Annotated in this window: 20 protein-coding genes and 1 other annotated feature; of the genes, 6 read left to right on the top strand and 14 right to left on the bottom strand. The window is 55.1% G+C overall.

Features of this window, described 5'->3' with window-relative positions; all coding sequences use genetic code 11:
• Nucleotides 1–19: 19 nt before the first annotated feature.
• The 3 genes from JMJ16_RS42530 to JMJ16_RS42540 form a co-directional block, all read right to left on the bottom strand.
• Nucleotides 20–1,141: a LacI family DNA-binding transcriptional regulator gene (locus JMJ16_RS42530; RefSeq protein WP_201391458.1), complete on the bottom strand. Its 1,122-nt coding sequence runs from the start codon at nucleotides 1,139–1,141 to the stop codon at nucleotides 20–22.
• Between the two features lie 243 nt (nucleotides 1,142–1,384).
• Nucleotides 1,385–2,398 (bottom strand): zinc-binding dehydrogenase, encoded by a 1,014-nt coding sequence (locus tag JMJ16_RS42535; RefSeq protein WP_201391460.1) that lies wholly within the window; start codon nucleotides 2,396–2,398, stop codon nucleotides 1,385–1,387.
• 166 nt (nucleotides 2,399–2,564) lie between these two features.
• Nucleotides 2,565–3,980, bottom strand: coding sequence for a hypothetical protein (locus JMJ16_RS42540; RefSeq protein WP_201391462.1), 1,416 nt, complete (start codon nucleotides 3,978–3,980; stop codon nucleotides 2,565–2,567).
• 175 nt (nucleotides 3,981–4,155) lie between these two features.
• Nucleotides 4,156–4,422: a binding site (T-box leader), on the top strand.
• A 111-nt stretch (nucleotides 4,423–4,533) separates the two neighbouring features.
• Between JMJ16_RS42540 and ileS the strand changes: the two genes are divergently transcribed.
• Nucleotides 4,534–7,743, top strand: coding sequence for an isoleucine--tRNA ligase (ileS, locus tag JMJ16_RS42545; protein ID WP_201391464.1), 3,210 nt, complete (start codon nucleotides 4,534–4,536; stop codon nucleotides 7,741–7,743).
• Nucleotides 7,744–7,842: 99 nt separating this feature from the next.
• Here the strand turns inward: ileS and JMJ16_RS42550 are convergent, their stop codons facing one another.
• The 6 genes from JMJ16_RS42550 to JMJ16_RS42575 all read right to left on the bottom strand — a co-directional run bounded on the left by JMJ16_RS42550 (nucleotide 7,843) and on the right by JMJ16_RS42575 (nucleotide 14,789).
• Nucleotides 7,843–8,952 carry a Gfo/Idh/MocA family protein gene (locus JMJ16_RS42550; protein ID WP_201391466.1) on the bottom strand — a complete coding sequence of 370 codons (1,110 nt, stop codon included), beginning with the start codon at nucleotides 8,950–8,952 and terminating at the stop codon, nucleotides 7,843–7,845.
• 18 nt (nucleotides 8,953–8,970) lie between these two features.
• Nucleotides 8,971–10,029, bottom strand: a complete 1,059-nt coding sequence (locus JMJ16_RS42555; RefSeq protein ID WP_201391468.1) for a glycoside hydrolase family 130 protein — start codon at nucleotides 10,027–10,029, stop codon at nucleotides 8,971–8,973.
• Between the two features lie 77 nt (nucleotides 10,030–10,106).
• Entirely contained in the window at nucleotides 10,107–11,015 is a 909-nt protein-coding gene (locus JMJ16_RS42560) for a carbohydrate ABC transporter permease (protein WP_201391470.1), read from the bottom strand.
• Between the two features lie 33 nt (nucleotides 11,016–11,048).
• A complete protein-coding gene (locus tag JMJ16_RS42565) occupies nucleotides 11,049–11,810 on the bottom strand; it encodes a carbohydrate ABC transporter permease (RefSeq protein WP_374229170.1) in 762 nt (253 codons plus the stop codon).
• 555 nt (nucleotides 11,811–12,365) lie between these two features.
• Nucleotides 12,366–13,667, bottom strand: a complete 1,302-nt coding sequence (locus tag JMJ16_RS42570) for an extracellular solute-binding protein (protein WP_374229171.1) — start codon at nucleotides 13,665–13,667, stop codon at nucleotides 12,366–12,368.
• Nucleotides 13,668–13,763: 96 nt separating this feature from the next.
• A complete protein-coding gene (locus tag JMJ16_RS42575; RefSeq protein ID WP_201391474.1) occupies nucleotides 13,764–14,789 on the bottom strand; it encodes a LacI family DNA-binding transcriptional regulator in 1,026 nt (341 codons plus the stop codon).
• A 439-nt stretch (nucleotides 14,790–15,228) separates the two neighbouring features.
• Here JMJ16_RS42575 and JMJ16_RS42580 point away from each other — a divergent pair, with 439 nt between their 5' ends.
• Genes JMJ16_RS42580 through JMJ16_RS42595 form a run of 4 tightly spaced genes read left to right on the top strand, consistent with a single transcriptional unit; the run spans nucleotide 15,229 to nucleotide 19,871 of the window.
• The gene (locus tag JMJ16_RS42580; RefSeq protein WP_201391476.1) at nucleotides 15,229–16,005 is read left to right on the top strand and encodes a DUF5666 domain-containing protein; all 777 of its coding nucleotides are present in this window, start codon (nucleotides 15,229–15,231) and stop codon (nucleotides 16,003–16,005) included.
• A 37-nt stretch (nucleotides 16,006–16,042) separates the two neighbouring features.
• Nucleotides 16,043–17,659 (top strand): efflux RND transporter periplasmic adaptor subunit, encoded by a 1,617-nt coding sequence (locus JMJ16_RS42585; protein ID WP_201391478.1) that lies wholly within the window; start codon nucleotides 16,043–16,045, stop codon nucleotides 17,657–17,659.
• Nucleotides 17,660–17,661: 2 nt separating this feature from the next.
• Complete coding sequence (locus tag JMJ16_RS42590; RefSeq protein ID WP_201391480.1) at nucleotides 17,662–18,459, top strand: ABC transporter ATP-binding protein; 798 nt, start codon at nucleotides 17,662–17,664, stop codon at nucleotides 18,457–18,459.
• A complete protein-coding gene (locus JMJ16_RS42595; protein WP_201391482.1) occupies nucleotides 18,456–19,871 on the top strand; it encodes an ABC transporter permease in 1,416 nt (471 codons plus the stop codon). The genes JMJ16_RS42590 and JMJ16_RS42595 overlap by 4 nt, the downstream gene beginning before the upstream one ends.
• Before the next feature lie 59 nt (nucleotides 19,872–19,930).
• Here JMJ16_RS42595 and JMJ16_RS42600 read toward each other — a convergent pair whose 3' ends face one another.
• Together JMJ16_RS42600 and JMJ16_RS42605 are read right to left on the bottom strand one after the other, a co-directional pair.
• Entirely contained in the window at nucleotides 19,931–20,410 is a 480-nt protein-coding gene (locus tag JMJ16_RS42600; RefSeq protein ID WP_201391484.1) for a hypothetical protein, read from the bottom strand.
• The gene (locus tag JMJ16_RS42605; protein ID WP_201391486.1) at nucleotides 20,407–20,751 is read right to left on the bottom strand and encodes a PadR family transcriptional regulator; all 345 of its coding nucleotides are present in this window, start codon (nucleotides 20,749–20,751) and stop codon (nucleotides 20,407–20,409) included. The genes JMJ16_RS42600 and JMJ16_RS42605 overlap by 4 nt, the downstream gene beginning before the upstream one ends.
• 205 nt (nucleotides 20,752–20,956) lie before the next feature.
• On the opposite strand from JMJ16_RS42605, the gene JMJ16_RS42610 reads away from it, so the two are divergent.
• Entirely contained in the window at nucleotides 20,957–22,819 is a 1,863-nt protein-coding gene (locus tag JMJ16_RS42610) for a serine hydrolase (RefSeq protein ID WP_201391488.1), read from the top strand.
• Between the two features lie 31 nt (nucleotides 22,820–22,850).
• Here JMJ16_RS42610 and JMJ16_RS42615 read toward each other — a convergent pair whose 3' ends face one another.
• The 3 genes from JMJ16_RS42615 to ada form a co-directional block, all read right to left on the bottom strand.
• Nucleotides 22,851–23,819 carry a GNAT family N-acetyltransferase gene (locus JMJ16_RS42615; RefSeq protein ID WP_201391489.1) on the bottom strand — a complete coding sequence of 323 codons (969 nt, stop codon included), beginning with the start codon at nucleotides 23,817–23,819 and terminating at the stop codon, nucleotides 22,851–22,853.
• 140 nt (nucleotides 23,820–23,959) lie between these two features.
• Nucleotides 23,960–24,463: a DUF5946 family protein gene (locus tag JMJ16_RS42620; protein WP_201391492.1), complete on the bottom strand. Its 504-nt coding sequence runs from the start codon at nucleotides 24,461–24,463 to the stop codon at nucleotides 23,960–23,962.
• Nucleotides 24,456–25,547: a bifunctional DNA-binding transcriptional regulator/O6-methylguanine-DNA methyltransferase Ada gene (gene ada / locus JMJ16_RS42625; protein WP_236601943.1), complete on the bottom strand. Its 1,092-nt coding sequence runs from the start codon at nucleotides 25,545–25,547 to the stop codon at nucleotides 24,456–24,458. The genes JMJ16_RS42620 and ada overlap by 8 nt, the downstream gene beginning before the upstream one ends.
• Nucleotides 25,548–25,706 lie beyond the last annotated feature (159 nt).

The raw sequence follows: 25,706 nt of genomic DNA on the forward strand, positions 1-25,706 counted from the left end.
GCTCTTCTTGGGAAGCGCTTTATGTTACCTGTTCTATGGATGAAACTGCCTGGTTCTGCCTCGCGCCGCAGGAGGCGCGTACCAGGAGACTGGTTGCCAGTTGGATTTGCTGAACCTGCTCGTCCTCTGGCTGGAGTGGTGTGGCGTGTTTACCGGCTCCCGGTGGGATGTATGCACGTTGCCGATGAGCCTGTTCAATCATGGAGATCAGCAGCTTTGCGCCCTGTCGCCCCATCTCTTGAAAGGGCTGCTTAACGGTCGTCAAGGGTGGTCGTACATGCGCGGAAGAGGAGATGCCATCAAAGCCGACCAGGGCCAGATCGTCAGGAATGCGTATACCATGCTCCTCGGCGTATGCTATAACGCCATAAGCCATATCGTCGCTGGCTGCAAAAATAGCCGTTGGGCGTTGCTCCTGTGGAAGCGAGAGTAGCTTCTGCATGGCCTCCATTCCCGATTTACGCCTAAACAGGCCCTCGACAACGAGTGTGGGATCGACGGGTATACCATAATCCTCAAGCGCCCGGCAGTAGCCCTGGTAGCGCTGGCGGGAACAGTAAAGATCTACGGGACCCTGGATGTGAGCGATCCGGCGGTGGCCGAGCTTCAACAGGTGGCATACCGCCTCATAGGCGCCTTGCTGGTTATCTGCACTGATCCAGGGAACTTCCGAAGGAAGCTCCCGATCATCAATCATAACCACAGGGAAGCCATGCTGGTGCAGGCGTATGACATGTTTAGCGGGGAGTCCCGGCAGAATCGAGAGCAGGCCCGCGACGAGGTCGGAGGCCAGGATGTGATCGATGACATCGCCCTTGTCATCAGCGCGAGTCTTGTCATTGATGCTATAGAGCACGAGTTCATAGGGGGTAAGGCCGATAGCTTCAGCGACGCCACAAACGATATCGGGGACCATAGGCCAGGTGAAAGAGGGAACCAGAACGCCAATCAGGTGACTATGCCTGCGCGCGAGGCCCGCGGCAGTCAGGCTTGGGACAAAGCCTTCTTCTTCGACAATACGAAGGATACGCTCACGCGTGGTTGGATCAACATCAGGCTTCTGGTTGAGAACACGCGAAACAGTTGCTTTTGAGACACCTGCCAGGAGAGCAATATCGCCAATGGTACGCTTCCTCGCCATAAATATCTTATCCTTATCGGTTAGCTACATCGCTTACACCAGGGTCGCGCACGCATCGCCTCTTACATAGAGAAGTCTGCGTGTGTAAAGGAAAGAGAAACAAGGCTGTCACGAAATAAATATCGTTCCGTAATCGGTTACGGTAACGCTTACAAAGAAGTATACTGATGAGTAGGTTAAAAGTCAAGGGTTTTTCTGCTGATTACGTTGGGGAATCCCAATATAATCAGCAGAAAAAAACTACTACAAACGGGTCCAGTCGAAGATGACGCCCATGGCGCTGGCGCGGCGCTCCTGGAGCATGGCGTATGCCTCGGGTGCCTCGTGGGGCGAGTAGCGGTGTGTGATGAGGTTATTGACGTGCATATCGCCACGCTGTAAATAGCGGAAGAAGAGTTCGGCCTGGCGCAGGTTGTTCCAGTGGGCGGAGTCACTAGATGGGAACTCGGCGTGCATGTCGTGCGCGCCCACAATGGTCAGCCCCTTTGTGATGACATCTTTGGTCAGATGCTGTGCCGTGGGAGTGCCAGTATCACCGAGCAGCACCAGGCGGCCAAAGGAGCGCAGCAGGGGCAGAGCCTGCGCGAAGACTGGCGCGGCACCCGTTACGTCATATGCCACATTGACGCCCTGGTTCTCGGTCAGGCGCAAGACCTCCTCACGGGCCTGTTCCACCCCCATCTGGAGTACTGTGGTCGCGCCGTGGGCCTGGGCTATGACCAGGCGTTGCTCCGCCACGTCGATGGCGATAATCTGGCGCGCACCAAGCAGGCGCATATATTGCGTGACGAGCTGACCCAGCAGGCCCAGGCCCACTACCGCCACATCATCGCCCAGGCGGTGCTCGGCACGCCTGATTCCGACCTGCACGATGGTTGCCAGGTGGAACCAGGTCGCGTCCTCGTCGCTCACGCCCTCGGGGATACGATAGATATCCTCGTCGGCGCGAACGACCGAATACTGCTTGTGGTTGTGGCGCAGGGCCACGCGCTCCCCTTCGCGTACATGCTGAACATTCTTGCCAACGGCGATGACGCGCCCAACCATGCTATAGCCAGGATGAAAGGGATATTTGACCCAGTTATCCCAGTGCGAGCCAGGCTCAAAGTTGCTGCTCAAACAGATGCCCTCGGTCCCTGTACTGATGAGGGACTGCGTGGCCTGGAGCAGAAAATCATCGGGTCCCAGCTCGCGTACAGCCTCTTCACGTACCTCGACCTGGTTCTTGCCCGTAAAAATAACGTTGAGCGATTTCAATAGGGTCCTCCTTCCGTGCTTCCATTCAAATTATTGTATGCTTCATAATAGTAACGCCAAGAAGCGTGCGTCAATGAGGGCGGCTCTCTGTTTGAGCACTCAACACAACAATCACCATGCCTCAGGCTCTCCCCCTACATAGCCTGGGGCATGGCGAAGATGTCTTTCAGGCGTTTTGTTTGGCATAGGTGTAGGTGCCAAAGCGCTCCACAAGCTGAATGGTCTCGGTGGGTAGCCCCTGGTGCAGGGCTATACAGCGAGCGTAGAAGTAGTGCCCTGGTTTCTGCACAGAGCCAAGATGATAGGCAATGAGCGTCTCTAACAGTGCTCCCAGCCAGGCTTGAGGATTGCTATGCTGGCGAGCAAGCTGGATGTAATAGCCCTGTTTCTGAGAGGTCTCCCCAAAGACCTGGCACAGGTAGCTTGCTACCTCCCTAACGTTAACGTTAACGTTTTTAATTAAATTTAATAACGTAACGTTAACGTTAGAGAGATTAGTCGCCACCTCTGAGGGAGACGAGTCGCCCATAGTATGAGCTGAAGTCGCCTTGAAGTCGCCCATTTTTGGGGAGACGAGTCGCCTTTTTTCTGGCGACTCGGTAGCAAGAGAGTCGCCATTTTTGTTCACCGAGTCGCCAATTGTAGTCGCCTTTCCAGAAGGGGAGTCGCCATTTTTGTTCACCGAGTCGCCAATTGTAGTAGACTGGTCGCCAATTGTAGTCGCCCTCCCAAAAGGCGAGTCGCCATTTTGTGCAGGGGAGTCGCCTTTTGCCTTTTCCCTTGGAGAAGGAGAGTCGCCAATTGTGGTAGCCTGGTCGCCAATGTGAGTCGCCAACTCGCCAATTGTAGTTGCCATCTCAGAAGGCGAGTCGCCTTTTGGTGTGGCGACTCCCTTGGTGGCAGGAGTGCTACGCTGGCTCGCCAGACTCTCGATCTCGTGGAACAGGCGGTGCGCGGCTACTGGATCGAAAAGGTCGAAGATTGCCTGGCGTACATCCTCCAGGTTGACCATCCCTTTGTGTGATGTGGAGGGTGCTTTGTCGGCTTGTGTAGTTTGCGCAAACTGCGGCGTGCAGGATAGGATACAGGCGTCTTTGGTGGCTAGCAGGGCCAGCCAGCGCTGTTTGACCTGGCAGGCGAAGGAGGCCACCTTGGGCCGGTAAGAGGTCAGGGCGTCTAGCGTGTCGGGATGGGCCAGGCGTGGCTCGCCCAGAGGCAGGTAGAGTGCGATACCGGGCCTCTCTTCACATCTCTGGAGCACACGCATCTGTTGCAGCACTAGCACATACTTATTGGTCCGGTCATAATCCAGGCCCAGTAGCCGTGCCAGCTCGCGCTGGTTGCGTGCCCGCACCACCGCCGCTTCGCCAGCGGACTCTACGGTAGCCTGGGACAGAAAGGCCTCCAGGAAGCTCAGGCCGCCATTGGCGGGCAAGAGGAGGTCGAGTAGTTGTACCAGGAAGGGGTGAGCTCTTCGCATAGCCTGATTGCAATTCGCCTGGGAAGTGGGCTGTTGTATATTCTGTTCAGGGGGAAATTCAGTTAAGGGAAGAGTGGTCATCGCGCCTACTTTCTTTTCCACACAGCTATCCACACATACATAGTAGTAGGGCAGGTATCTCTACATATAAAACGTACGAGATATAATTTTTGGGGCATGAGTTTTTGGCGCGGGCCCGCTACTGGCGTATGCAAGTAGCGGGCCCACCCTTTTACAGGGTGGACGAGTGTGCTATAATGCAGATGACCGAACTCACTGAAAAGTGTTGAGGGAGACGAGTACGCGCAGGTTGCCCGGTACAGAAAGAGCACGGCTGATGAGAGTGCTACTGGAGACGCGCCGAATATCACTCCTGAGCTGAACGCCGAACGTCACCTGACAAGTAAGCGGACCGGCCTTGCCTCCCGTTAGCGGGGCAGAGATGTGTTGGCATCTCATCGAGTGGACGTGCCTTGCCCTCATAGGGCTGTGAAGGGACGTCAATAGGGGTGGTACCGCGAACCTTTCAAGCTTCGTCCCCAGTTGGGGCGGGCTTTTTTTTATGCACTTTTTTCCGATTGTTTCATTAGAAAGCTACCCGAATATCCGAATAGCGCATGGTTGGTTGTAGACAGTATCTGGAGCGTTGAAGAGCATGTTTAAAGAGATTGAGACGAGGCAATCATTTCCTGCCCTCGAACAACAGGTGGAGCAGTGGTGGCAGGAGTATGGCGTGGTCGAGAAGGTGCTCGCCCATGGAGACCGGAAGCAGCCGTTTGTCTTCTTTGAGGGGCCGCCGACCGCCAATGGCCGCCCGGGCGTGCACCATATTGAGTCGCGCACAAGCAAGGATGTCGTGATCCGTTATCGGCGAATGCAGGGCCAGTATATCCTGGGTGCGCGCGGTGGTTGGGATACGCATGGTCTTCCGGTTGAGCTTGAGGTGGAGAAGCAGCTTGGCTTCTCGGGCAAGCCCGATATCGAGAAGTATGGCATCGCCGAGTTTAACAAGGCCTGTAAAGAGAGCGTCTGGAACTATGTCCAGGAGTGGGAGCGGCTGACGAACCGTATCGCCTACTGGATCGACCTCAAAGATCCCTATATCACCTATACCAATGAATATATCGAGTCCCTGTGGTGGATCCTCAGAACCTTCTGGGATCGGGGCCTGCTCTTCCGTGACTATAAAGTCACGATGCACTGCCCACGCTGTGGCACCTCGCTCTCAGACCACGAGGTCTCACAGGGCTTTGAGGACAACGTGGATGACCCTTCGGTCTGGGTGCGCTTCCGTGTGCGCCAGACCGGGCATGAACTGGCTTCGCAGCTAGCGGGTGCCTCCCTGCTGGTCTGGACGACCACGCCCTGGACCCTGCCTGCCAACGTGGCGGTCGCGGTCAAGCCCGATGCCGACTACGTGCTGGTTGAGTATAAGGATGAGCGCTTGCTGCTGGTGCAGGCCCTGGCCGACAAGGTTCTGGGTGAGGGCGCATACACCGTCCTGGCGACTTTCAAGGGCAATCAGTTGCGCGACTTGCGCTATGAGAATCTCTTCAAGGGCGTTCCCGGCGTGGGCGAGCAGGTGGATTGGACCCACACCTACCGCGTCATCGCCGACGACTATGTCTCGCTGGAGGATGGTTCGGGCCTGGTGCATATCGCGCCCGCCTATGGTGACCTGGAGATCGGGCGCACCCATGGCCTGCCAACGCTCTTCTCGGTTGACCTGGCAGGTAATACGCTCTCGGCTTATGATGAACTGGGCTTCGGTGGCCTCTTCTTTAAGAAGGCTGATCCCGTTATCACACGCAACCTGAAGGAGCGCGGCCTGCTCTTCAAGGGCGAGCGTGTGCGCCACAGCTATCCCTTCTGCTGGCGTTGTCATACACCCTTACTCTACTATGCCAAGCCCTCCTGGTATGTGCGTACAACCAAGTTCCGCGATGAGATGCTGAGCAACAATGAGCAGATCAACTGGGTTCCCGAGCACATTAAGACGGGGCGCTTTGGTAACTGGCTGGAGAACAACGTTGACTGGGCTTTGAGCCGTGAACGCTACTGGGGCACGCCCCTGCCGATCTGGATCTGTGATAAGTGCGAGAAGACCGACGTGGTTGGTTCGGTGGCCGAGCTTTCGCAGAAGGCTGGGCGCGACCTGAAGGAGCTGGATCTGCACCGCCCATATGTGGACGAGATCACCTGGGGCTGTGAGTGCGGCGGTAACTATCATCGCGTTCCTGATGTCGCTGACTGTTGGTTTGACTCGGGTTCGATGCCGGTCGCGCAGTGGCACTATCCCTTCGAGAACGAGGAGATCTTCGCGCAGGCGGGCCAGGCCGACTACATCTCAGAGGCTATCGACCAGACGCGTGGCTGGTTCTATACCCTGCACGCCATCTCGACCCTGCTCTTTGATCGCCCGGCGTATAAGAACGTCATCTGCCTGGGCCATATCCTGGATGCCAGGGGCGAGAAGATGTCGAAGTCGCGTGGCAACGTCGTCAATCCCTGGGAGCTGCTGGAATCTTATGGCGCCGACTCGACGCGCTGGTTTATGTGTGCCTCCGCGCCTCCCTACAACTCGCGCAACTTCTCGTTCGAGCTGGTGAACGAGATGCAGCGCCAGTTCCTGCTGACACTCTGGAACACCTATGCCTTCTTCGTGACCTACGCCAATATCGATGGCTGGCAGGCGCCAACAGAGGGCGATCCCTTCGCGGGCGTCGAGCTCCAGTTGATCGACCGCTGGATCCTGGCGCGTTTGAACGCCTTGATCGGCGATGTCACCGGGATGCTCGACAACTATGATATCCATGGTCCCACGCGCCAGATGGTCAGCTTTATCGAGGATCTCTCTAACTGGTATGTCAGGCGCAACCGCCGCCGCTTCTGGAAGGCCGAGAGCGACCAGGATAAGCACGCCGCTTACCTCACGCTCTACACCTGTCTAACGACGCTGGCGAAGCTCCTGGCGCCCTTTACGCCCTATGTCAGCGAGTCGCTCTACCAGAACCTGGTTGCCAGCCAGAATGCCAGCGCGCCGCAGAGTGTGCACATGGCCGAGTGGCCGGTGGCCGATCCCGCGCGCCTGGATAGTCAGCTCGTCACCGATATGGGCCTGTTGCTGGAGACGGTCAACCTGGGGCGTTCGGCGCGCCAGAATGCCTCGCTGCGTATCCGCCAGCCCTTGAGCGAGCTGCTCATTCGCCTGACGCGTAGCAACGCCACGGTGGAAGGGCTGCGCCGCTTCGAGAGCGAGCTGCGCGATGAACTGAACATCAAGAGCGTGCGCTTCCTGGGCGTCGAGGACGGCCTGGTAGAGTACTACTTCAAGCCAAACCTGCCGGTGCTCGGTAAGAAGCATGGCCGCCTGATCCCGCAGGTCCGTAGCGCCCTGAGCGCTCTGACGGGCGAGGTCGCTACGCAGGCCGCGCACAAGCTGGAGAAGGGCGAGAGCGTCGCCATAGAGGTTAATGGACAGGAACTGCAACTGGTCTCCGAGGATGTCCTGGTCTTCGCCACCTCACCCGAGGGGTATGCCGTAGCGGAGAGTGACGGTCTCGTCGTCGCCCTCAACACAACGGTCTCGCCTGAACTGGCACAGGAGGGCATTGCCCGTGACCTGGTGCGCCTGATCCAGGACGCGCGTAAGTCGGCTGGCTTTAGCATCACGGATCGCATCCAGGTGCGCCTGCAACCGGAGGGCAAACTAGACCTACAAGCCGTCCTGAACTCTCACAGCAGCGTCATCAGCAGTGAGACGCTGGCCAACTCGCTGGAGCTTGGCGCGAGCAACGGTGGCTATCACACCACTACCGCCGAACTCGAAGGCGGCAACGTCGTCATTGCCGTCCAGCGTGTGTAAAATAATATTACTAAACAAAGACGCAAAGAGCCGGACCGTTGCATTTGCAACGGTCCGGCTCTTCTTTTTTCAAGATGGTTACCAGACAGGGAGCCAGGCTTATGGTTGCTCGTAGGACTGGCTGCGACCCTGCTCGATGGATTGCTGGGAGAGGAACGCCAGGCGGAAGCTTTCGTAGGCATCCTGTAGCGTTACCCCTGGTGTGTAGTCGGGCTCCTGGATGGAGTGTACCAGGTCGGACATACCTGCACGAATGGCGTTGGCGTAGTCTCCCGTGCGATCGGGACGTGTCAGCGTTGCCTGTACAAGCTGGCCCGCTGTCGCGCCTGTAATGCCCTCGGGGGCGGGTATTGTCTGGATGGTAAGCTTGGTTTGCAGGAGCTTTTCGAGGGCGGGATAGTCCGAGGAGGCGAGCGTGCCCTCTATCTCCATCCGATCTGGAATCCAGCCATAGGCCGTGGCCGTACCTCGCTCCATGACCACACGCAGCACCGTTTTCTCCAGAATTGCCAGGCGGTCAAAAGCATGATAAAAATGGGCGAGGGCGCCGCTGCTGTAAGAGACCGATGACATGACGCGATCCTGTCTGCCATCGGAGCCTGTGTGGGCATTGCCCGATACCAGGACAGGCTTGCTGGCAACCAACTGGTTGCACAGATCAAAGAAGTGTACCCCATGTTCAATAAAGATGCCACCGCTACGGGAGCGGTCCCAGAACCAGTGCTGTGGGTGAAGCGCCTCGTTGGAGGCTGTATTTTCCAGGCGGATATAGGTTACTTCGCCTAGCAGCTTGCTGTGTACCAGCTTCTGCAGTGTGACGTAGAGGGGAACATAGCGCAGGACATAATCGACCTGTATCTGTACACCGTGTTCTCTGGCTGCTGCAACAAGGGTATCGGCATCCGTAAGGGTCGTGGCAAGGGGCTTCTCCAGGAAGACATGTTTGCCCGCCTGAATGGCCTTGAGCGCCTGGGGAACATGGAGCCAGGGGGGAGTGGCAATCGTCACGAGATCTACCTCGAGATCCGCGAGTAGCTGATCAATATCGGCATATGACGTGGCGTCGAAGCGTGCGGCGGCCTCTTCTCTGCGTGCGGCGGCCACATCTGTAATAGCCGCGATCCGCACCTGAGGCATTGTCGCATACGCCTGGGCTGTAAATTCGCCGAAGCCGCCATAACCAATAATACCAAGACCAAGAGGTTTCATGTCAAAGAGCTCCATTTCTTAGAGAAGCGTCGCAAGAATGTCTTTAATCGAGAAGGTTGCGCTACAGACGACCAGGTCAGAAGCGCCATAGTACACGGTTAGCGTATCCCCGTTTTCAACGACGCCATTGGTAAAGACCACATTCCCGAAGAAGCCGTTGACCTCATATTCAGCCAGGGGCTCCATAATAGGCTGTTCTGAGCGTGCGATGACCTTTGTGGGATCATTGAGATCGAGCAGCACTGCACCCAGGCAGTAGCGGTTCTGCTCATTGGCTCCATGATAGATCTCCAGCCAGCCAGCTTCCGTGCGTGTAGGTGCGGCCCCGGCGCCGATCCGCACGGAGTCCCACATTCCAGGACGCGTTGTCAGCAGGCAGGTATGCTCTCCCCAATGCAGCAGGTCAGGAGATTTGCTGATCCAGATGTTATTCCCACCAAGGCCAGTTTCGCCGAGCGTGGGGCGGTGTAGGGCGAAATAGTGCTCACCGATTTTCTCAGAGAAGAAGGTACAATCTTTATTATTGGGGGGCAGGATCATGCCGTGACGGTTAAAGTGCTGCCAATCCTCTGTACTAATCATGCCCACTCCATATCCCAATCTGGAGACCGCTGTATACGTCAGGTAGTAGCAATTCCCGATCTGGGTCACGCGGCAATCCTCAATGCCAAAGGCCTCCAGCTCGCCTTCACCGATGAGTGTAGGCGTTGGCATGACCTGGAAGTGGACGCCATCCTCGCTGGAGGCGAGGCGCAGGTGGGAGAGGGTCGTCAGGTAGGTATTTCCCTGATAGACAAAACTGCGTGGATCGGTTCCGTACTCTAAGCCTGGATCATCCTTCTTGCAGGAGAGGATGCGCAGGCCATTGTGCGCGGAGGGATCGATCACGAGTGCTCCAACTGTGTCCTTAGCTTGTTCTGGACGCTCGGCCACGCGGAGCAGGAGCCAGGTCTTGCCCTGGAAGGTGAAGGCCCCTGGATTGAGCAGGCATTCGACTACCAGCCCATCGAGGCTGGGGGCAACATTAGCTGGATGTAAGAGGGGATTATAAGTAGAACGCTTGGCGTTGTCTGTCATTATATTGTGCTCCTTAGTATAGCAATGTGGATTGCTGGTATATACACCAGGTTTCGGTGAGGGCCAGAGGGCCGGGATTAATCCCAGCCATAGCGGTGGCCCCACGACTCAACAATACGGCGAATGATAATGATTGAGATGAAGGTTGCGATTGCGTTAAGCAGGGCAATCGTTGCTCCATATCCCGAACGGAATTGGTTGAAGGCTTGATAGTAGATTTCTAGCTGCCAGGTCTGCGTCGCCATTTGCGGCCCACCATTGGTTAAGGTGAAAGGCTCCGTAAAGATGGAGAACATCAAGCCAACGGCCAGGATAATGACTGTGTAGAACGCGGGATAGAGCATAGGTATCGTCATACGCCAGAAGCGTGTCCAGGCGTTAGCGCCATCAATAGCGGCTGCCTCATAGACCTCGGTGGGAATGCCCTGAAGGCCGGACAAAAAGATCAGCGAATAGTACCCGGCAAACTTCCATACCATCATAAAGACGATGACCAGGGTCGCCAGTGTGCCATCCCCCAGCCAGTCGGGTGAGGAGCCAAAGAGGGAGCGGAGAAACGTATTCAGCGGGCTATCATAGGAGAGAAAGCCGCGCACGACGAGAGAGGTGACCACGCCTGAAGCCAGGTAGGGGAGGAAAAAACCAACCGCAAAGAGAGGCTTGAAGCGTGGAATCCGGTGAATAATCAGCGCCAGTCCAATAGCTCCCGCCAGTACAAGGGGGATAAAGAGTACCAGAAATTTGTATGAAACCAGAAAGGCCTGCCAGACCCGAGGGCTGGCGAGCGCTTCCTGAAAATTGCCCAGGCCAATAAAAATGGGGGTAGGCGAGATCAGGTTCCAGTTCTGGAAGACCAGGAAGAGGCTCCAGAGCAAGGGAATAAAGAAAAAGATCAGCGTAAAGATGAGATAAGGACTGGTCAGAAGCCAGCCTTGAAGCTCTCTCTTTATGGCTTGTTTTTTGTTGATAGCTGGTATGCTACTCATGAGAATCGCTCCGTTATTTCTATGATGCAGTGCTTAGCGCAGGACCAGTTGGACGCCCTTGACGAAGTTGCGACTAAAGAGGCTAAACAAGAAAAGGATCGGGAAGGTCAAGAGAGCGGCGGCGGCATAGAGCGGACCCGGGTAGGCACCATAGGGGCCAAACATGGAGCTCAGGAGCACATTTAGCGTTTGTCTGGTTGGCTCTTTGACCACGATGAGGTCCCACATGAGTTCGGTCCAGCGTTCCATGAAGACAAACAGGAAGATGATCGTACTGATAGAGCGGGCCATAGGGATCATGATACGGAAAATGATCGAGAGATTATTGGCGCCATCCAGGCGTGCCGCTTCGATCATTTCGAGAGGAGTAGAGCGGAAGAAACTGGTATACATGAAGATGGCCCAGAGGCTGACCAGCTTAGGAATAATCATCGCCCAGTACGTATTATACAGGCCAACGAAGCGAATAATGAGAAACGTCGGCACGAGGAGAATGATAGCCGGGTAAAACATTTGAAAGAGGATAAAGTTGTTGATGAAGCGCTTCCCGCGAAAGTCGAGGATAGAGAGCGCGTACCCAACGATGGCTCCCACCAGCACGACACTGACGCTATCGACAATGGTGACCATGAAACTATTCAATAGGGCATTGACGAGAGGAAGCGAGGCATAGCCTCCCCCGTTGAATATCCATTCATAGGAGCGGAGGGTAAGAGCGCTGGGAATAAAGGTCTTATTGACCTGGTCCCAGGGCGCAAAAGACTGTAAAAGCAGATACACATAGGGCAGAATCATAATCAGCAGGACTGGTATGGCAATGATATATAGCCAGTTGCCCCTGGTATGATGCGTTGTTTTACTCGTAATTTTAGGGCGAGTATTGGTCGCAGAAGCCAAGGGTATGGCTACTCCCTGTTTGCTTTGCGTTTGTGCCATCATCATTCTCCTTCACTTTGACACCAACTAGTTGTAGACCTGGCAAAGGCACCCGGTACGTGCAAAAGAGAGATTGGGAGAGAATTAGTTCAAAGATCTTATTCCGAACCCCAACGTCACTTGCGTGTCTAGTGCTGCGCACTCAGGGTTTTCGGATCAGAAGTAATTGCAATAGGTAGTAGTGTGATTGGCACTATTGCTTTGCACCCGGAGTGTGTCCCTTTTTGGAATGTGTAACCGCTGTTGCTATCCAGTAGTGGTTTGAGGAGCCTGGGAGTAGCCACCTGGTTTTCACCAGGCAGCTACTCCTATGTGCAAGGTTACCAATGTGTAAGATCTTATTCCGAAACCCAACGTCACTGACGTGACTAGCGCTCCGCGCTCAGGGTTTTCGGATCAGAAGTAAGGTAGGTGTTACTTCAGCATGGTTTGAACAGAGGATTTCCAGCTATTCCATGCCTGCTGAGGGGAAGCGCTACCTTTAACAACCGGGATAACGGCCTGATCTCCTAGTGATACCTGAATATCTGTATAATTCGATACATTGATCGGAGGTATCGCATTTGGGATATTTTCGGCATACTTAGAGAATTGTGGATTCTGAGTGAAGTACGCTTTAAACGTCGTATTTGTGCTCAGATCATCACGAGCCGAGGGCAAGCTAGTGGTTTGTAGCCATTGCAGGTCGTGCTGCGAGTCTGAGAGCACCCACTTAAGAAACTCCCAGATAGCGTTCTGCTGCTCAGTTGAGGCCTGCTTGTAGATTACCAGGCCCTTGGCATCGGCAAAGGTTTTGATGTTCTGGCTATTGGCCATGTTATCGGGAACCGGTGGCGGGGTCAGGACATAGTTATCATTGAGTTTGAGATTGGGATACTTCTGCTGCCAGGTGGCAAAGCGCCAGGGCCCAATGATGTCCATCACACTCAGGCCAGTTTCAAAGGCATCGGTCTCAGTCTGTGTCAGGAGGAGCTTATTCTGCGAGAGATCCTTCAAGAAGCTTAGGGTGTTGACGGCAGCCTGGTCATTGGCAGTGACTTTCCCGCCAGAAATGAAGTTCTGTCCATTACTAGCAGCGTCATAGATGCTGAAGAAATCGAACCAGCGCTCGTACCAGGTATCTTTCACAAGCGCGTCACGTGCCCAGACAAACTTGTCAGGGAACTTCTGCTTTAGCTTCTGGCCCATGGCGATAACCTGGCTATAGGTGCGTGGTGGCTCGTTATAACCGATCTGTTTGAGGATATCCATACGCCAGCCGAAGAGCATAGCGTTGCTATACATGGGCAGAATGTAGGTATGACCATCGCTAAATTTCCAGTTGGTGATGGTCTTGTCCATGTGGCGGGCTTTAATGACATCATTCCATCCGGGCATCTGGTCGAGAGGCACAATAGCCTGCGAGCTTTGTAGCTGCCCGCCAAAGCCGGTAAAGATATTCTCTGATGCTGCTGGCCCGGTGCCACCTGCCAGGGCTGCTTGAATGCTGGCCTCTGAGGTGGGATTTTCTGGAATGGCCTTGACTGTAACTTTGATGTCGGGGTGCTGGGCCATGTATTCTTTGGCCATCTGGTTCCAGAAGGCCTGTTGAGGGGGATTGGCTGCGGACCAGAAGGTCAGATTCTTAGCGTCACCAGTACTTCCACCTTCGCCACAGGCGGCCAGGGGGAGACACACCACAAGTAGAAGTAGCGAACCCCAGAGTAATTTTGTCAGCTTCACTGCTGATTCCTCCTTTATATCTGGACACTTTTGCATCTGGGCACTGCCGAAAGAATAGTTATATATTCTTTATCGGCTTTTACGGCGTAATCAATAACTACTGAAAGCACATCCACATGAGCGGCGCAACACCAGCTCAGTCGCGAGTTGCGTCTGCACCGTTACGGGCGTCTCCTCAGATTCCTCCAGAATGTTGAGCAGGCGGCGAGCCGCGAGCTTTCCCATTTCCTGGGTAAAAACCTTGACGGTACTGAGCGGAGGCGTACTGAGCGCACTAAAATAGGTGTCGTCAAAGCCTATAAGCGCGATATCTTCTGGCACACGACGCCCTAGTTGTTGTAGTGCGCGTAGTGCCCCCAATGCCATGGCATCGTTGACGGCGAAGATTGCGGTAAGATTGGGAAGCGTTTGAAGCGTTTCTTTGAGCAACACTTGCCCGGTTTCGAGCGTGGTATCCTCGGCATGAAAGAGATGAGGCGCCAGTCCTGCCGTGGCGAGGGCATTCCTATAGCCTTGACCGCGATGAACAGAACTGGCCCAATTCTCCGGCCCTAGCAGGGCAACAATGTCGCGATGCCCATGCTCGATCAGGTGCGTCGTTGCTTTATAGGCTCCCTGAACATCATCGCTATTGATGGTGTCGAGAGGCGTATTTAGAAGCATATTATCAACCAGGACCATAGGAATTCCCTCTTGTTTGAGCTCCAGAATGAAGCGGGTGGGAATATCTGGACCAGCTAAAATTATGCCATCTACGCGATTTTCAGCCACAGGTTTAAAGGTTGCAATGCTCTTTTGCTCCTCACTGATAGTGCTTAGCAAGAGATGATAGCCATGACGACTTAACTCGGCCTCTACACCATGCATGATGATGGGATAAAAAGGATCTCCCTCCAATGGTGTATGGCGCTGGTTGACAACATAACAGATCGTCTCCGTCCGTGATGTCGCCAGGACGCGTGCAGCCATATTCACCGAATATTCGAGTTCCTTTGCCACGGCAAGGACCCGTTCACGTGTCTCTGGCTTCACACCATCTTTCCCATTGAGCGCGCGAGACGCCGTTGCTAGTGAGACGCCAGCCTTCTCAGCAATTTCATTTAAACTTGTGGACATTTGCAAATCCTTGAAAAACTTTTGGAAACGCTTACAAAAATGATACATTTATTTTCTATTTCTGTCAAGCATGACAAAATAGGTAGGGCTATTCACATTTTGGCACACGAAAACCTTAGGTGTCATCTTGCATCTATGAGATCAAAATTGCAAAAACTGGATTACACTACATTTCGCTCACAAAAATAACCCTGGGTAGGATGGAAATTTTCAGAGCGAAAATTTTCAAATAATTTACAATTGCTTGAGGTTTTTTCTGGGGCTCTGTGTTAGATTTTCATCTTAAGAGGTATATGTCCTTGAAGTGTGCTTTAACAGATCTATCGTATATATTTTTGAAGAGTTTTATTGGTTCTAATTATGTCATGCAGTGTAGTTGCGGAGCACGTAACTATACTGAACAGCCCCTTGTGCAGTATCGAAAAGGAGGCCTATTTCAATGTATGGGCAACGTTTGCATAAGACTATTATTGGAGGGTTCGCGGGACTCTCGCTCTGCGCTCTCCTTTTGAGCGGGTGTGGTTCATTCCCCTTTCAAGGTAGCGCTGCAAGTTCCACTCCTACGGCGACCAATTGTACCTCTTCTGCCCGTTTCAGGCCCGTGAATGGGACGCTCAAGAGCGTTGACGGGAATACGCTCTCCGTGACGAACCAGCAGGGGAAAAGCGTCACCGCCCACCTTGAGAAGATGACGCGTTTTACGCAGGAGAAGGCCGTCGCGGCCAGTAGCTTGAAGGATGGCATAGCTGTCTCCGCTGTGGTGAAGCAAAATAGCGATAACAGCACATACACGGCGACCCAGATCGTGCTTACCGATAGAAATACTGGCGCGTTTGGGAACAATCGGCAGCAGCGTGGCAACAACCTGAACGCGAACTGTGTGCCTGCCCGCCAACGTACTCCCACTGGCAACGGTAAAGGTAATGGTAATGGTGGCGTGCGCACCAACGCCAATGGCACGCATACCCTGAGTGGGACCGTGGGACAACTAAACAATAATATATTGACGGTAACGGATACGAAGGGTGATGACTATACCATCAACCTGGCAAGTACCACAAACATTATGCAGATAAGTAGTGCGACCGCCTCCGACTTGAAAGCGGGCGAGACTGTAACCGTGACCGGAAGCACCGAGAAGGACGGCAGCGTTGACGCGCAAAATGTTTCCATCCTGCCAGCCGGAAGCAATAGTCAATCCCCAGCGGGAAATTAATGGTGCAATATTATTTTATGAAAGATGAGAGAGAGATATGGCTGAGCAGATAGAAGATATTCCTTTGTTAGATGAAGAAGAGCCAGATCTGGATGGTCCGGAGGGCGAGGAGAAGGCGAAACGGCGCTTCCCACGCTGGATGATCATTGTTTCGGTCATCCTGATAGTCGTTTTGCTGGCGGGCGGCGCTCTCTACTGGCGCACGGCGAGGCCTAAGCCCATTCAGTATACCCAGGTGGCCGCGACGACCGGGAATATCAGCGTAAAGGTCTCCGCAACCGGCCCTGTAGCCGCGAACGCGCAGTATCCCTTGAACTTTGGCACCGCTGGCCAGATCAGCGAGATCGATGTCCAGGTTGGGCAACATGTGACCAAGGGGCAGAAGTTGGCCAAGGTGACTGTTGATACCACAACCCTTCAGGACAACATCGCACAAGCGCAGCTGGATGTCAATTCGGCGCGTGATTCGCTGAACTCGGCCATCAACTCGGCGGGTACTGCCTGGAACAACGTAAGCAAGCAGCAAGGTGTCAATACTGCGAACTTAAATCTGGCATATGACCAGGAACAGACTGATCTGAGCAATTGTAGCAAGGCTGGTGCCGCGCCCAACTGCCAGCAGCAAGCGAAGGATAAGTACACGCAGGCACAGAAGCAGGCGGATAGCAGCAATACGTCGACATATAACCAGGCGGTCTCGGCGCAGAACCAGGTCACCTCAGCGCAGGATAATCTGAATAAAGCCCTGTTGTCGTTGACCATAGCCCAGCATGCTCTGGCCAACGCCAATACCAATGCCGTGCTCCTGTCCCCAGTTGACGCGACTGTGGCAACCATTAATGGAACTATTGGGCAGAACGTCTCCTCCTCTGGTAGCGTCAGTAGCAGTAGCGGTGGCAGCAGTAGCAGTAGCAGTAGCAGTAGCAGCAGTAGCAGCCAGGGCTTTATCATCCTGACGGATACGGGCAAGTTGATGGTCTCGGCGCAGATCAACGAGGCCGATATTGGTAGCATCCAGGTTGGGCAGCCTGCGCAGTTTACGCTCACGGCTTACCCTTCGCAGACCTTCCGCGCCTCGGTAGCCTCGATCAATACCATTGGCCAGGTGACCTCGAACGTCGTGAACTATACAGTCATGCTGGCGGTGGATAATCAGAGCATTGGCTCAGCCCGCGTCTATCCCGGCATGACAGCGACGGTCAATATCACCACGGCCCAGCGTATAGATGCCCTGCTCATTCCGGCCACCGCCTTGAGCTTCCCCAGTACTGCCTTACAGAATGGGGAGATTGATCGCACCCAGTATCTCTCGCTGCTGAGAAACAACCTGGGTGGTTCATCCACCGGCGGCACTGGCGGCGCGCAGAGCGATACAAGGGTTATCCTGCAATTGAAAGATGGTAAGTTGACCCCCACCGTGATCAAGATTGGCCTGAATAACGGGCAGTATGTGGAGGTCCTCTCGGGCTTGAACGCAAACGACCAGGTAGTGACCGGCCAGACTGGTGGGAGCAGCACCACTTCAGGTAGCGGTACGGGCAACGGTGGTCTCTTCCGCCTGGGCGGCGGCGGTGGCAACGGTGGCGCTGGCGGTCGTGGTGGCAATGGCGGCACTGGTGGTAACGGAGGCACTGGTGGCAAGGGAGGAAACTAAGCATGCTAGATCAAGAACAGACTGTGGAAGTCTCGACCACTGAAGAGAACGCGCCAATTATTCGCCTGGAGCGCCTCAAGAAGTCCTACAAAATGGGGCGGACGGAGGTGCAGGCCCTGCGCGGCGTCGATCTCTCGATCAAGAAGGGCGAGATGGTCGCGATCATGGGGCCCTCCGGCTCGGGCAAGTCGACGTTGATGAATATCCTTGGCTGCCTGGACCGGCCCTCTGGCGGGAAATACTACCTGGACGGCATCTCCGTGAGCCAGATGAACAAAGGGGAGCTCGCGGACGTGCGCAACCAGAAGATTGGCTTTGTCTTTCAGAGTTTTAACCTGCTCTCCTGGATGAGTGCCTTCTCAAATGTCGAGCTGCCACTGGTGTATGCCGGTGTCTCTACTGAGCGGCGCAAGAAACGGGCCTTGTGGGCCTTAAAGCTGGTTGGTCTGGGGAGCCGGGCCAACCATCGCCCGATGGAGCTTTCAGGTGGTCAGCAGCAGCGCGTCGCCATCGCGCGGGCGCTCGCTACCTCGCCAGCCATGATCCTGGCTGACGAGCCGACTGGCAACCTGGATACAAAAACAAGCACCCAGATCATGATGGTGCTTCAGAAGCTCAATGCACGTGGCATGACTATTGTCCTGGTCACGCATGAGCCAGACATCGCGAACTACTGCCACCGTAAAGTGGTGCTACGAGATGGAAAAATTCGCGAAGATAGCATCAACGCCTTCCCCCTCTCCGCGCAGGAGCAGCTTGCTTCATGGTCGGCACCAGACGAAACGGAGGAGTTACCATGAACACGCCAGAAGAGCAGCAGGAGATCATGCTTGAGGACCAGGACACGATAAAAATGCCAGCCTTCGACCCGCCTGAAGAGTTTGCCTTTGTGGATCAAGAGACGGCGAAGATCACGCCACCCATCGCAACCTCCCCTCTGGAGCGCAAGGGGCCTGGCGAGGGGCGACTGAGGCGCCGACGAGGAACCCTGGCCCTGTACCAGAGCTTCTCAAGTGCCGTGGTGGCCTTACGTGCCAATAAGATGCGCTCACTCTTGACCTCGCTGGGTATCATCATTGGCGTGGGGGCGGTCATTGTCATGGTCTCAGTGAGCCAGAGTAACGCCGCGGTCATCAACCAGCGCCTCTCGACGCTTAATCCGAACGAGCTCGTTATTCGCTCGGGGAGCGCCAATTCGAGCGGCGTTCGCCAGGGCCAGGGTTCGCTGCAGACGCTCACGCAGGCCGATGCCGATGAGCTCTCTTCACGTGTACCCAACGTCTCGGCGGTCAGTCCTATTGCCAATGCCAGCGGTCAGGTGATCTTCCAGGGTCAGAATTGGGCCTCGACCATCCAGGGGGTCTATCCCTCGTTCCAGACAATCAATAGCTGGCAGATGCAGGAGGGCAACTTCATCTCCGACACGGACGAGCAGAGTGGTGGCGCCGTCGCGGTCATCGGCCAGACCGTCGCGGACAATTTGTTCACGCCCCAGGGCGTTGACCCACTGGGACAGCAAATTCGTATCCGCAACGTTCCCTTTACCGTTGTAGGCGTGCTGGCCTCAAAAGGCGCCAACGCGGGCCAGCAGGACGCCGACGATGTCGTCTACGTCCCCTTCAGCACCGCGCAGAGGCGCCTCACCGGGTCCCAGTTTGCTAGCTCAATTGACGTGCTGGTCAGCGACCAATCCCACATGACCGACGCCCAGAGCGCCGTGCAGCAGGTATTGGAGCAGCAGCACCATATTGGCGATCCAGCCTCCGACGACTTTGTGATCCAGAACCAGGCGCAGGTCCTGGACACGGTCCAGACGACGACGCAGGCCTTGACCTTCCTGCTGGTGAGCGTGGCGGCCATCTCCCTGTTGGTGGGTGGCATTGGCATCATGAACATCATGCTCGTCTCAGTCACCGAGCGTACGCGTGAGATTGGTATCCGCATGGCTATCGGGGCGCGCCCTCGTGATGTCATGACCCAGTTTCTGATCGAGGCCCTGATGCTAAGTGCGCTCGGTGGCCTGGTCGGAATTCTTATAGGCATAGGAGGCGGATTTATTGTTTCGCTTGTCGCGAACACCCCCTTTGTCCTGAGTCCGCTGGCGGTCCTGCTGGCCTTCGGCTTCTCCGCCGGCGTCGGCGTTGTCTTCGGCTTCTACCCGGCCCAACGCGCCGCCCAACTCGATCCCATCGTCGCTTTGCGCACTGAATAAAGATACTTTACGGGTGGGGCGTTACCAGCGTGTGCCGGTAACGCCTCATTTTCCGTTCTTTATTCTTCAGTAGCAGATCTTACAGGGCGTTTGAAGTAGTGGAACGGGGTCCAGTTTCCACACGGCTCCCAATGATCGGCCATCATCTCGTTGATAATCGCGTTACGGTTGAGGCCAATGCGACGGGCGTACTCCCACTGCTGAACGTTTCCGGGATTCCAGGGGCGCTGACAATACAGAGCAAACGCGGCGACATCTGTGAGTTCCCAACCCGCCTTGCCTGCTTCTTGCAAAATGGCCATCTCGTCGAAGGCTGTGGCGCGAAACGTGCGGCGCTGCATTTCTCCTCCTGCGACCCGTTCGCGGGCAGTCACGCGCTCTTCAGCGTACACCTCTGGAGATCCAAAAGCTTCCAGAGGCGTTTCCCCGCTTTCCGCCAGGTGACTTTCTACCTCCGCGAGAATCTCACCGATCTGGTGGTTGTCCAACCCATAGCGTTGGAGACAGGCGGAAAGCTGTTCAAGATATGTATCAGTCATTCTTGTTTCTCTCCTCTTGGATAGATTAACGTTGCGACATGTTCAGTGAAGGACGTCCAATCCCCCGCTTGTTCTTTAAAGGTGTGATGCCCTTGTTGTGTCAGGGTGTAGTACTTGCGCCCTGGCCCTTGTTCTCCAGCTGTCCATCGGCTTGTGACCAAGCCAGCTTCCTCGAGCCGTGCCAGGAGGGGATACAATGTGCCTCCTTTAATGTGCCCCAGCCCTGCTTGCTCCAGGCGCTGCGTGATGGCGTACCCATAGTATTCGCCATCGGCAAGCACACCCAGAACGCAGAGATCCAGGACCCCGCGAAGCCATTGTGTTCGTCTTTCTGCTTTCATGGCTATATAGTATCACAATCTAGATAGTAAAGCAATATAGATTGCAGCACAACCTAGAGAGGGAACGATGCGTGCTAGAACAGGAAATTAGTCCCTGTTTTGACTGCATGAGCTAATTATTGCTAGAATCTTGAGTGTTTCATTGTATATTTTTATGCATTTACATGTACGATTCTATCAATAATTAAAGGGATAGGACGGCTTGATGATGAAGCATATTTCCAGACGAACGATGAGGCTCCTTCTCCTTATGGTAATGTTTGGCAGTTCGGCACTTTTGTACTCTGGCTGTGTCTTTCGTGGCCCCAATGCAGTAATCACAAATGCAAGTAATGGAGCCAACCAGTGGGTTGGTGAAAGCAAAGTTACTGCGCCAGACTTTGACTTCTCGGTGCCAGAGGCCCAGGCGTTGAGCGTCTCCCCACTCTTTGAGCGTTACACTCAGAGTCATGGAGGAACGATAAACCTGGGAGCTCCGCTGACCGCTGCGTTTCCTACAGACCAGGGGTGGTTGCAGTTCTTTGCATCGAGCGCGTTGCTCCTGCCAGTAAGTCAGCAGGGGCATACGCAAGCGAACGATGGCTCGCTGGTTGCCTTAAGCAAGGATGGCGTGAGGGACGCCAATACGGGAATCGTGCGCCTGCCGCTGCTCCAGGCCTTGCTTACGGCTGGCAGCCAGGTGCCCATTGGTGGTGATAAGAGCCACTTTACCTATATTGATCTACGCAAGGCAACCAATCCCGGCTTCATGCTGGCGGCACCAGCGACGGGTCAAACCGCTACGGCCTCCGTGAGTGGGAAGGGCGTCTTTGTCAAGGGAGGGACACGCGCCGGACAGGATGTGGGCCATTTCATTCCACAGTCGCTCTGGAGCTATGTCAATCGTTCTGATGTCTCGCCTGACGGGTGGAAAACGGATTTTGGTCTACCACTTACGGAGGCGCTTTCTTTGAGCGTTACGAAGGATGACGGCCTTCATCATATGCTAGTGCAGGCATTTGAGCGCGATGGATTGGTACTCGATCAAGGCACTGTGGGCGCCTCGGGTCAGCCTCAGATCCAACGCCTCGATACTGGCACGGACTATGTGCATACCATTGGCCTGCCTACCGTCGCGATTAGCGCCAAGCAGGCGATCTGGGCGCTAGAAGATACAGCCCTCCTCTCCGCTCCGAGTGCGGGCCAGGCGGTGGCGCACGTTGGGCAGAATTTCCCGCTGACACTGCTTGGGGATACGAAATGGGACACAGGCATGCTCTGGTACCATATACAATGGGCAGCGCCAAAGGGTGGTGGAGAGGGATGGGTGCCGGCGAACGCCATTACCTTCACCGCGCCTGGCAATGCACCGAGCCAGGCCTCAATGGACGCGCTTTCACCGGCTCTGGCAACGTACCTTGCCGGGATCGGCAACAATGCAGGTGCCGTGGTCTACGATGTGTCGCGCCAGCGTTATTATACCTATAATGACAGTGCTCAATTCATCGTAGCCAGCTCAATGAAAGTGCCCATTATGTTGACGTTCTTCGATACAATTGAGCAACAGGGGCGTGAGCCGAATGATGACGAGATGAATCTCCTGACGACCATGATCGAGAATTCCGATAACGACTCGGCCTCGGCCCTCTTCTTTGATAAGATCGGCGGTGCGGCAGGGATTGCAAGTTATATGCAAAAGACCGGCATGAGTGGGCTCAATCCGAGTGATGATGCCTGGGGATACAGCACAATTACGCCGCAGACCATGGTGAATCTGCTGACGCTCCTCCAGGAAGGCAAAATCCTGACGGCCCACGACCGCGACATCGCGCTCAACCTGATGGAGCATATTGAATCTGATCAGCGATTCGGGGTTGGAGATAGCGCGCCCGATGGGGCCACGGTGGCGATGAAAGACGGCTGGGTGCCTGGACCCGATGATCAGTGGGCCGTGAACTCTTCTGGCATCGTGACCCTGGGCCAGGAGACCTATATCATCTCCATCTATACAATGGAAAGTGCCTCTTTAGAGGATGGGCAGGGCATTGTGCAGCACGTCTGCGATAGTGTTGCCTCACTGCTTACCTAGAGAGCCGGCGTTGGCCGCCTCTATTCAGGTCTCAATGTATTCGTAGGTCTTTCCCAGCCCACACCTCCTTCTCGTAGGTGTGGTATTGGAAGAGGGTGTGCATGCCAGCGCGCTCATAGAGGCGGAAGGCGCCGGTTGAGCTGAGCGTGTCAACGTTCAATGTCATTTTGTGCAGGCCGCGCTGATAAAACTCTCGCTGGATGTGGCGTAAGAGTGCCATTCCCAGCCCTTGCTTGCGCCAGGAATGCCGGACGCCCAGGTGACCAATCCATCCCTGGTCATCCATCGTCTCGCCGCTCACAAGTCCCGCGACCTCGTTCCCATCGCAGGCTAAGAACATCAGGATCGTGTCAGAGATTTTCTGTCGCCGCCACTCCTCGAAGGTCAGGGGCACGTGTCCGCGCTCATCCTGCGCGATCTCCTCATCGGCTTCATAGCAGGCCTGGGCATCTTCGTGGGAGCGAAATGGGCGTATCACGATTCTGTCGTTTGGTACTGGTATTGATGGTAGCTCATTCAGGTCAAGCTGCATATGGGCGAAGCTGTACACTTTCTCATAGCCATTCTGGTGCAGGAGCCGCTGCGCCTTCTGGTTGCGCTCGCTGATCCAGCTTGCCCCCATGGTGGCACGTGCTCCTGGCGGGGCTTCGGCGACCCATTCCTGGACGCGCATCTCAGCACAATGGAGCAGGAACCCGCCAATACCACGCCCGGTGTACTCAGGTAGCAACCACACATTGGCAAAGAGCCGGACGCGTCCACTTCCCCTGGCACAGGCATAACCTATGATGCGCCCGCTTGATGTTCCTACCACCCACGTATCGGTCAGGAGATTGAAGCCCTTGGCGTGCCAACTCCTCCAGAGGCTCTGCCTCTCAGAGAGCGGCTTCCCAAAATCCGCCATTTCCTGGGCGATAAGCACCTGCAAGACCGCCTCCAGGTCCCCTACTATAGCTGGGCGAACCCAGAAACCATCGGGAAGAGCAACTATCTTCGTCATCTAAGCACTCCTTGCTGTAACCATCTACGATATATCCATAACAGATATATTAAGGCAGAGGCGCGCTTTCGTCAAGGGCATCTAGTGTCTAAGTTGGCCTGAAGCTACGTAATCGGCGCTTTACAAATATTTTGGCTCTTTTACTTGCTTGAGATGTTGAGCCGTTCATGGACAAAGTTTGCAACCTTTGCCTGTTCTGCCTCCCAGGTCCTCCAGACAGATTGCTCCCATTGTTGGAGCATGTCGATTCTTTGCTGCTCGGGGACGTTGAGTACATCCAGGACGGTCAGTGTTGCTTTGGCTTCTGGAAGGCGAAATGAGGGCCACTGTTTTGGCGTTTTCGCAAGAAGCATATGCGCTCTTTGTACCTGTCTCCCGGTATAGCTGTGCTCACATGCCAGGTATAATCCGACCAGGGCAAAGGTCAACGTAATAGGTTTGAGGTTTGTTCCTGCATGCTGTGCGGCATATGTATCGACAGCAAACTGGTGAGGGAAACTTGCATCCGGCAATGACAGGGTATAGGCAGATAGCTGATCATATAGTTGTCTACATGCAGAGGAGGCGTGATAGCGCTCATCGAATTGCTCTTCTGTCGAAGGCAGAATGAGCCCACAGCCTGGACATATTACCGTTTTATTCACAAGTGCTCCTTTTGCTTTGTTCCAGGGCGAGCAGGCGCTGTTTACGCTCAATGCCCCAGCGGTAGCCGCCTAGTTGCCCGTTGTTGCGCACTACACGGTGGCAGGGAATGAAGACCGCGATGTGATTGGCGGCGCAGGCCTGGGCGACGGCGCGTACCGCACTGGGCTGGCCGATTGCCTGGGCGACCTCGCTATAGGAGCGTGTCTGCCCGGCGGGGATCGCTTGCAGAGCGCGCCAGACCCTCCATTGAAAGGCTGTGGCCTGGACATCGAGGGGGATATCGATCTCAATTGTCCGGCCTGCCAGGGCACGTTGCAGGTGCTCTATCCACGGGCGCAGGTGCTCCGCGTCGTATGTGCGCTCCGCATGGGGATACTCGCGCTCTAGTTCTGCCTCCAGTGCCTGCCTGGACTCGCCAAAACGGATGGCTGTAATCCCACGCTCAGTAGCCGCGATAAGTACCTTTCCAAGCGGGCTATCGGCGATAGTATAGGCCAGGTGCACCCCTTTGCCTCCGCGCTGGTAGGTCGCGGGCGTCATGCCGAGTTGCATCGGCGTGCGCTCATACACGCTGCTGCTCGATTGATAGCCCGCGTTATAGAGGGCGCTGGTGACTGGCTCGCCCTCCTGAAGGCGCGTTTTGAACTGCTTCAGTCTGAGCGATTCAGCATACTGGCGGGGCGAGAGGCCCGTCACCTGCTTAAAGGTGCGTTGGAGGTGATAGGGACTCATATGAAACTGCGTGCTTAAATCGGCGAGGCGTAGGGGGGCATCTATGTTGTTCTCGATATATTGACGCACCTGCTCAACCAACTCCGCATGAGGAGAAGGCACCTGCTGCTGATCTGGATGGCAGCGCAGGCATGGGCGAAAGCCAGCCGCGACGGCCTCTGCGGGTAAGCGAAAGAAGCTCACATTCTCCCGCCGTGGGCGACGCGCCGGACAGGACGGACGGCAATAGACTCCGGTGGAGCGTACCGCGAAGACAAAAGCCCCATCCATCCGCGCGCTTCTTATAGTCACAGCATCCCAACACTGCTCCTCATCGAGGGTAGACTGATTATGTGTCTGGATATCAAACATACTGGCATTTTCCCTTTCCTCATTTCTGCTCATGAGTAAGTATAAGCTAGGAAGAGGGGATAGGCTATCGCTTTCTTGCGCACCAAACTGAAACTCTTTCCTTGTACAAATATCCATGAAATGCATTAATTGCATCAAGCATTCGGTAGGGACCAGCTC

Source organism: Ktedonobacter sp. SOSP1-52 (assembly GCF_016587395.1).

What these genes read in the sequence shown, in the direction of transcription:
- ada (WP_236601943.1), bottom strand. Translation starts at nt 25,547, where the DNA reads ATGTTTGATATCCAGACACATAATCAGTCTACCCTCGATGAGGAGCAG.
- JMJ16_RS42605 (WP_201391486.1), bottom strand. Translation starts at nt 20,751, where the DNA reads ATGAAAGCAGAAAGACGAACACAATGGCTTCGCGGGGTCCTGGATCTC.
- JMJ16_RS42550 (WP_201391466.1), bottom strand. Translation starts at nt 8,952, where the DNA reads ATGAAACCTCTTGGTCTTGGTATTATTGGTTATGGCGGCTTCGGCGAA.
- JMJ16_RS42575 (WP_201391474.1), bottom strand. Translation starts at nt 14,789, where the DNA reads ATGTCCACAAGTTTAAATGAAATTGCTGAGAAGGCTGGCGTCTCACTA.
- JMJ16_RS42565 (WP_374229170.1), bottom strand. Translation starts at nt 11,810, where the DNA reads ATGATTCTGCCCTATGTGTATCTGCTTTTACAGTCTTTTGCGCCCTGG.
- JMJ16_RS42590 (WP_201391480.1), top strand. Translation starts at nt 17,662, where the DNA reads ATGCTAGATCAAGAACAGACTGTGGAAGTCTCGACCACTGAAGAGAAC.
- JMJ16_RS42600 (WP_201391484.1), bottom strand. Translation starts at nt 20,410, where the DNA reads ATGACTGATACATATCTTGAACAGCTTTCCGCCTGTCTCCAACGCTAT.
- JMJ16_RS42560 (WP_201391470.1), bottom strand. Translation starts at nt 11,015, where the DNA reads ATGAGTAGCATACCAGCTATCAACAAAAAACAAGCCATAAAGAGAGAG.
- JMJ16_RS42615 (WP_201391489.1), bottom strand. Translation starts at nt 23,819, where the DNA reads ATGACGAAGATAGTTGCTCTTCCCGATGGTTTCTGGGTTCGCCCAGCT.
- JMJ16_RS42555 (WP_201391468.1), bottom strand. Translation starts at nt 10,029, where the DNA reads ATGACAGACAACGCCAAGCGTTCTACTTATAATCCCCTCTTACATCCA.
- JMJ16_RS42595 (WP_201391482.1), top strand. Translation starts at nt 18,456, where the DNA reads ATGAACACGCCAGAAGAGCAGCAGGAGATCATGCTTGAGGACCAGGAC.
- JMJ16_RS42610 (WP_201391488.1), top strand. Translation starts at nt 20,957, where the DNA reads ATGATGAAGCATATTTCCAGACGAACGATGAGGCTCCTTCTCCTTATG.
- JMJ16_RS42580 (WP_201391476.1), top strand. Translation starts at nt 15,229, where the DNA reads ATGTATGGGCAACGTTTGCATAAGACTATTATTGGAGGGTTCGCGGGA.
- JMJ16_RS42530 (WP_201391458.1), bottom strand. Translation starts at nt 1,141, where the DNA reads ATGGCGAGGAAGCGTACCATTGGCGATATTGCTCTCCTGGCAGGTGTC.
- ileS (WP_201391464.1), top strand. Translation starts at nt 4,534, where the DNA reads ATGTTTAAAGAGATTGAGACGAGGCAATCATTTCCTGCCCTCGAACAA.
- JMJ16_RS42585 (WP_201391478.1), top strand. Translation starts at nt 16,043, where the DNA reads ATGGCTGAGCAGATAGAAGATATTCCTTTGTTAGATGAAGAAGAGCCA.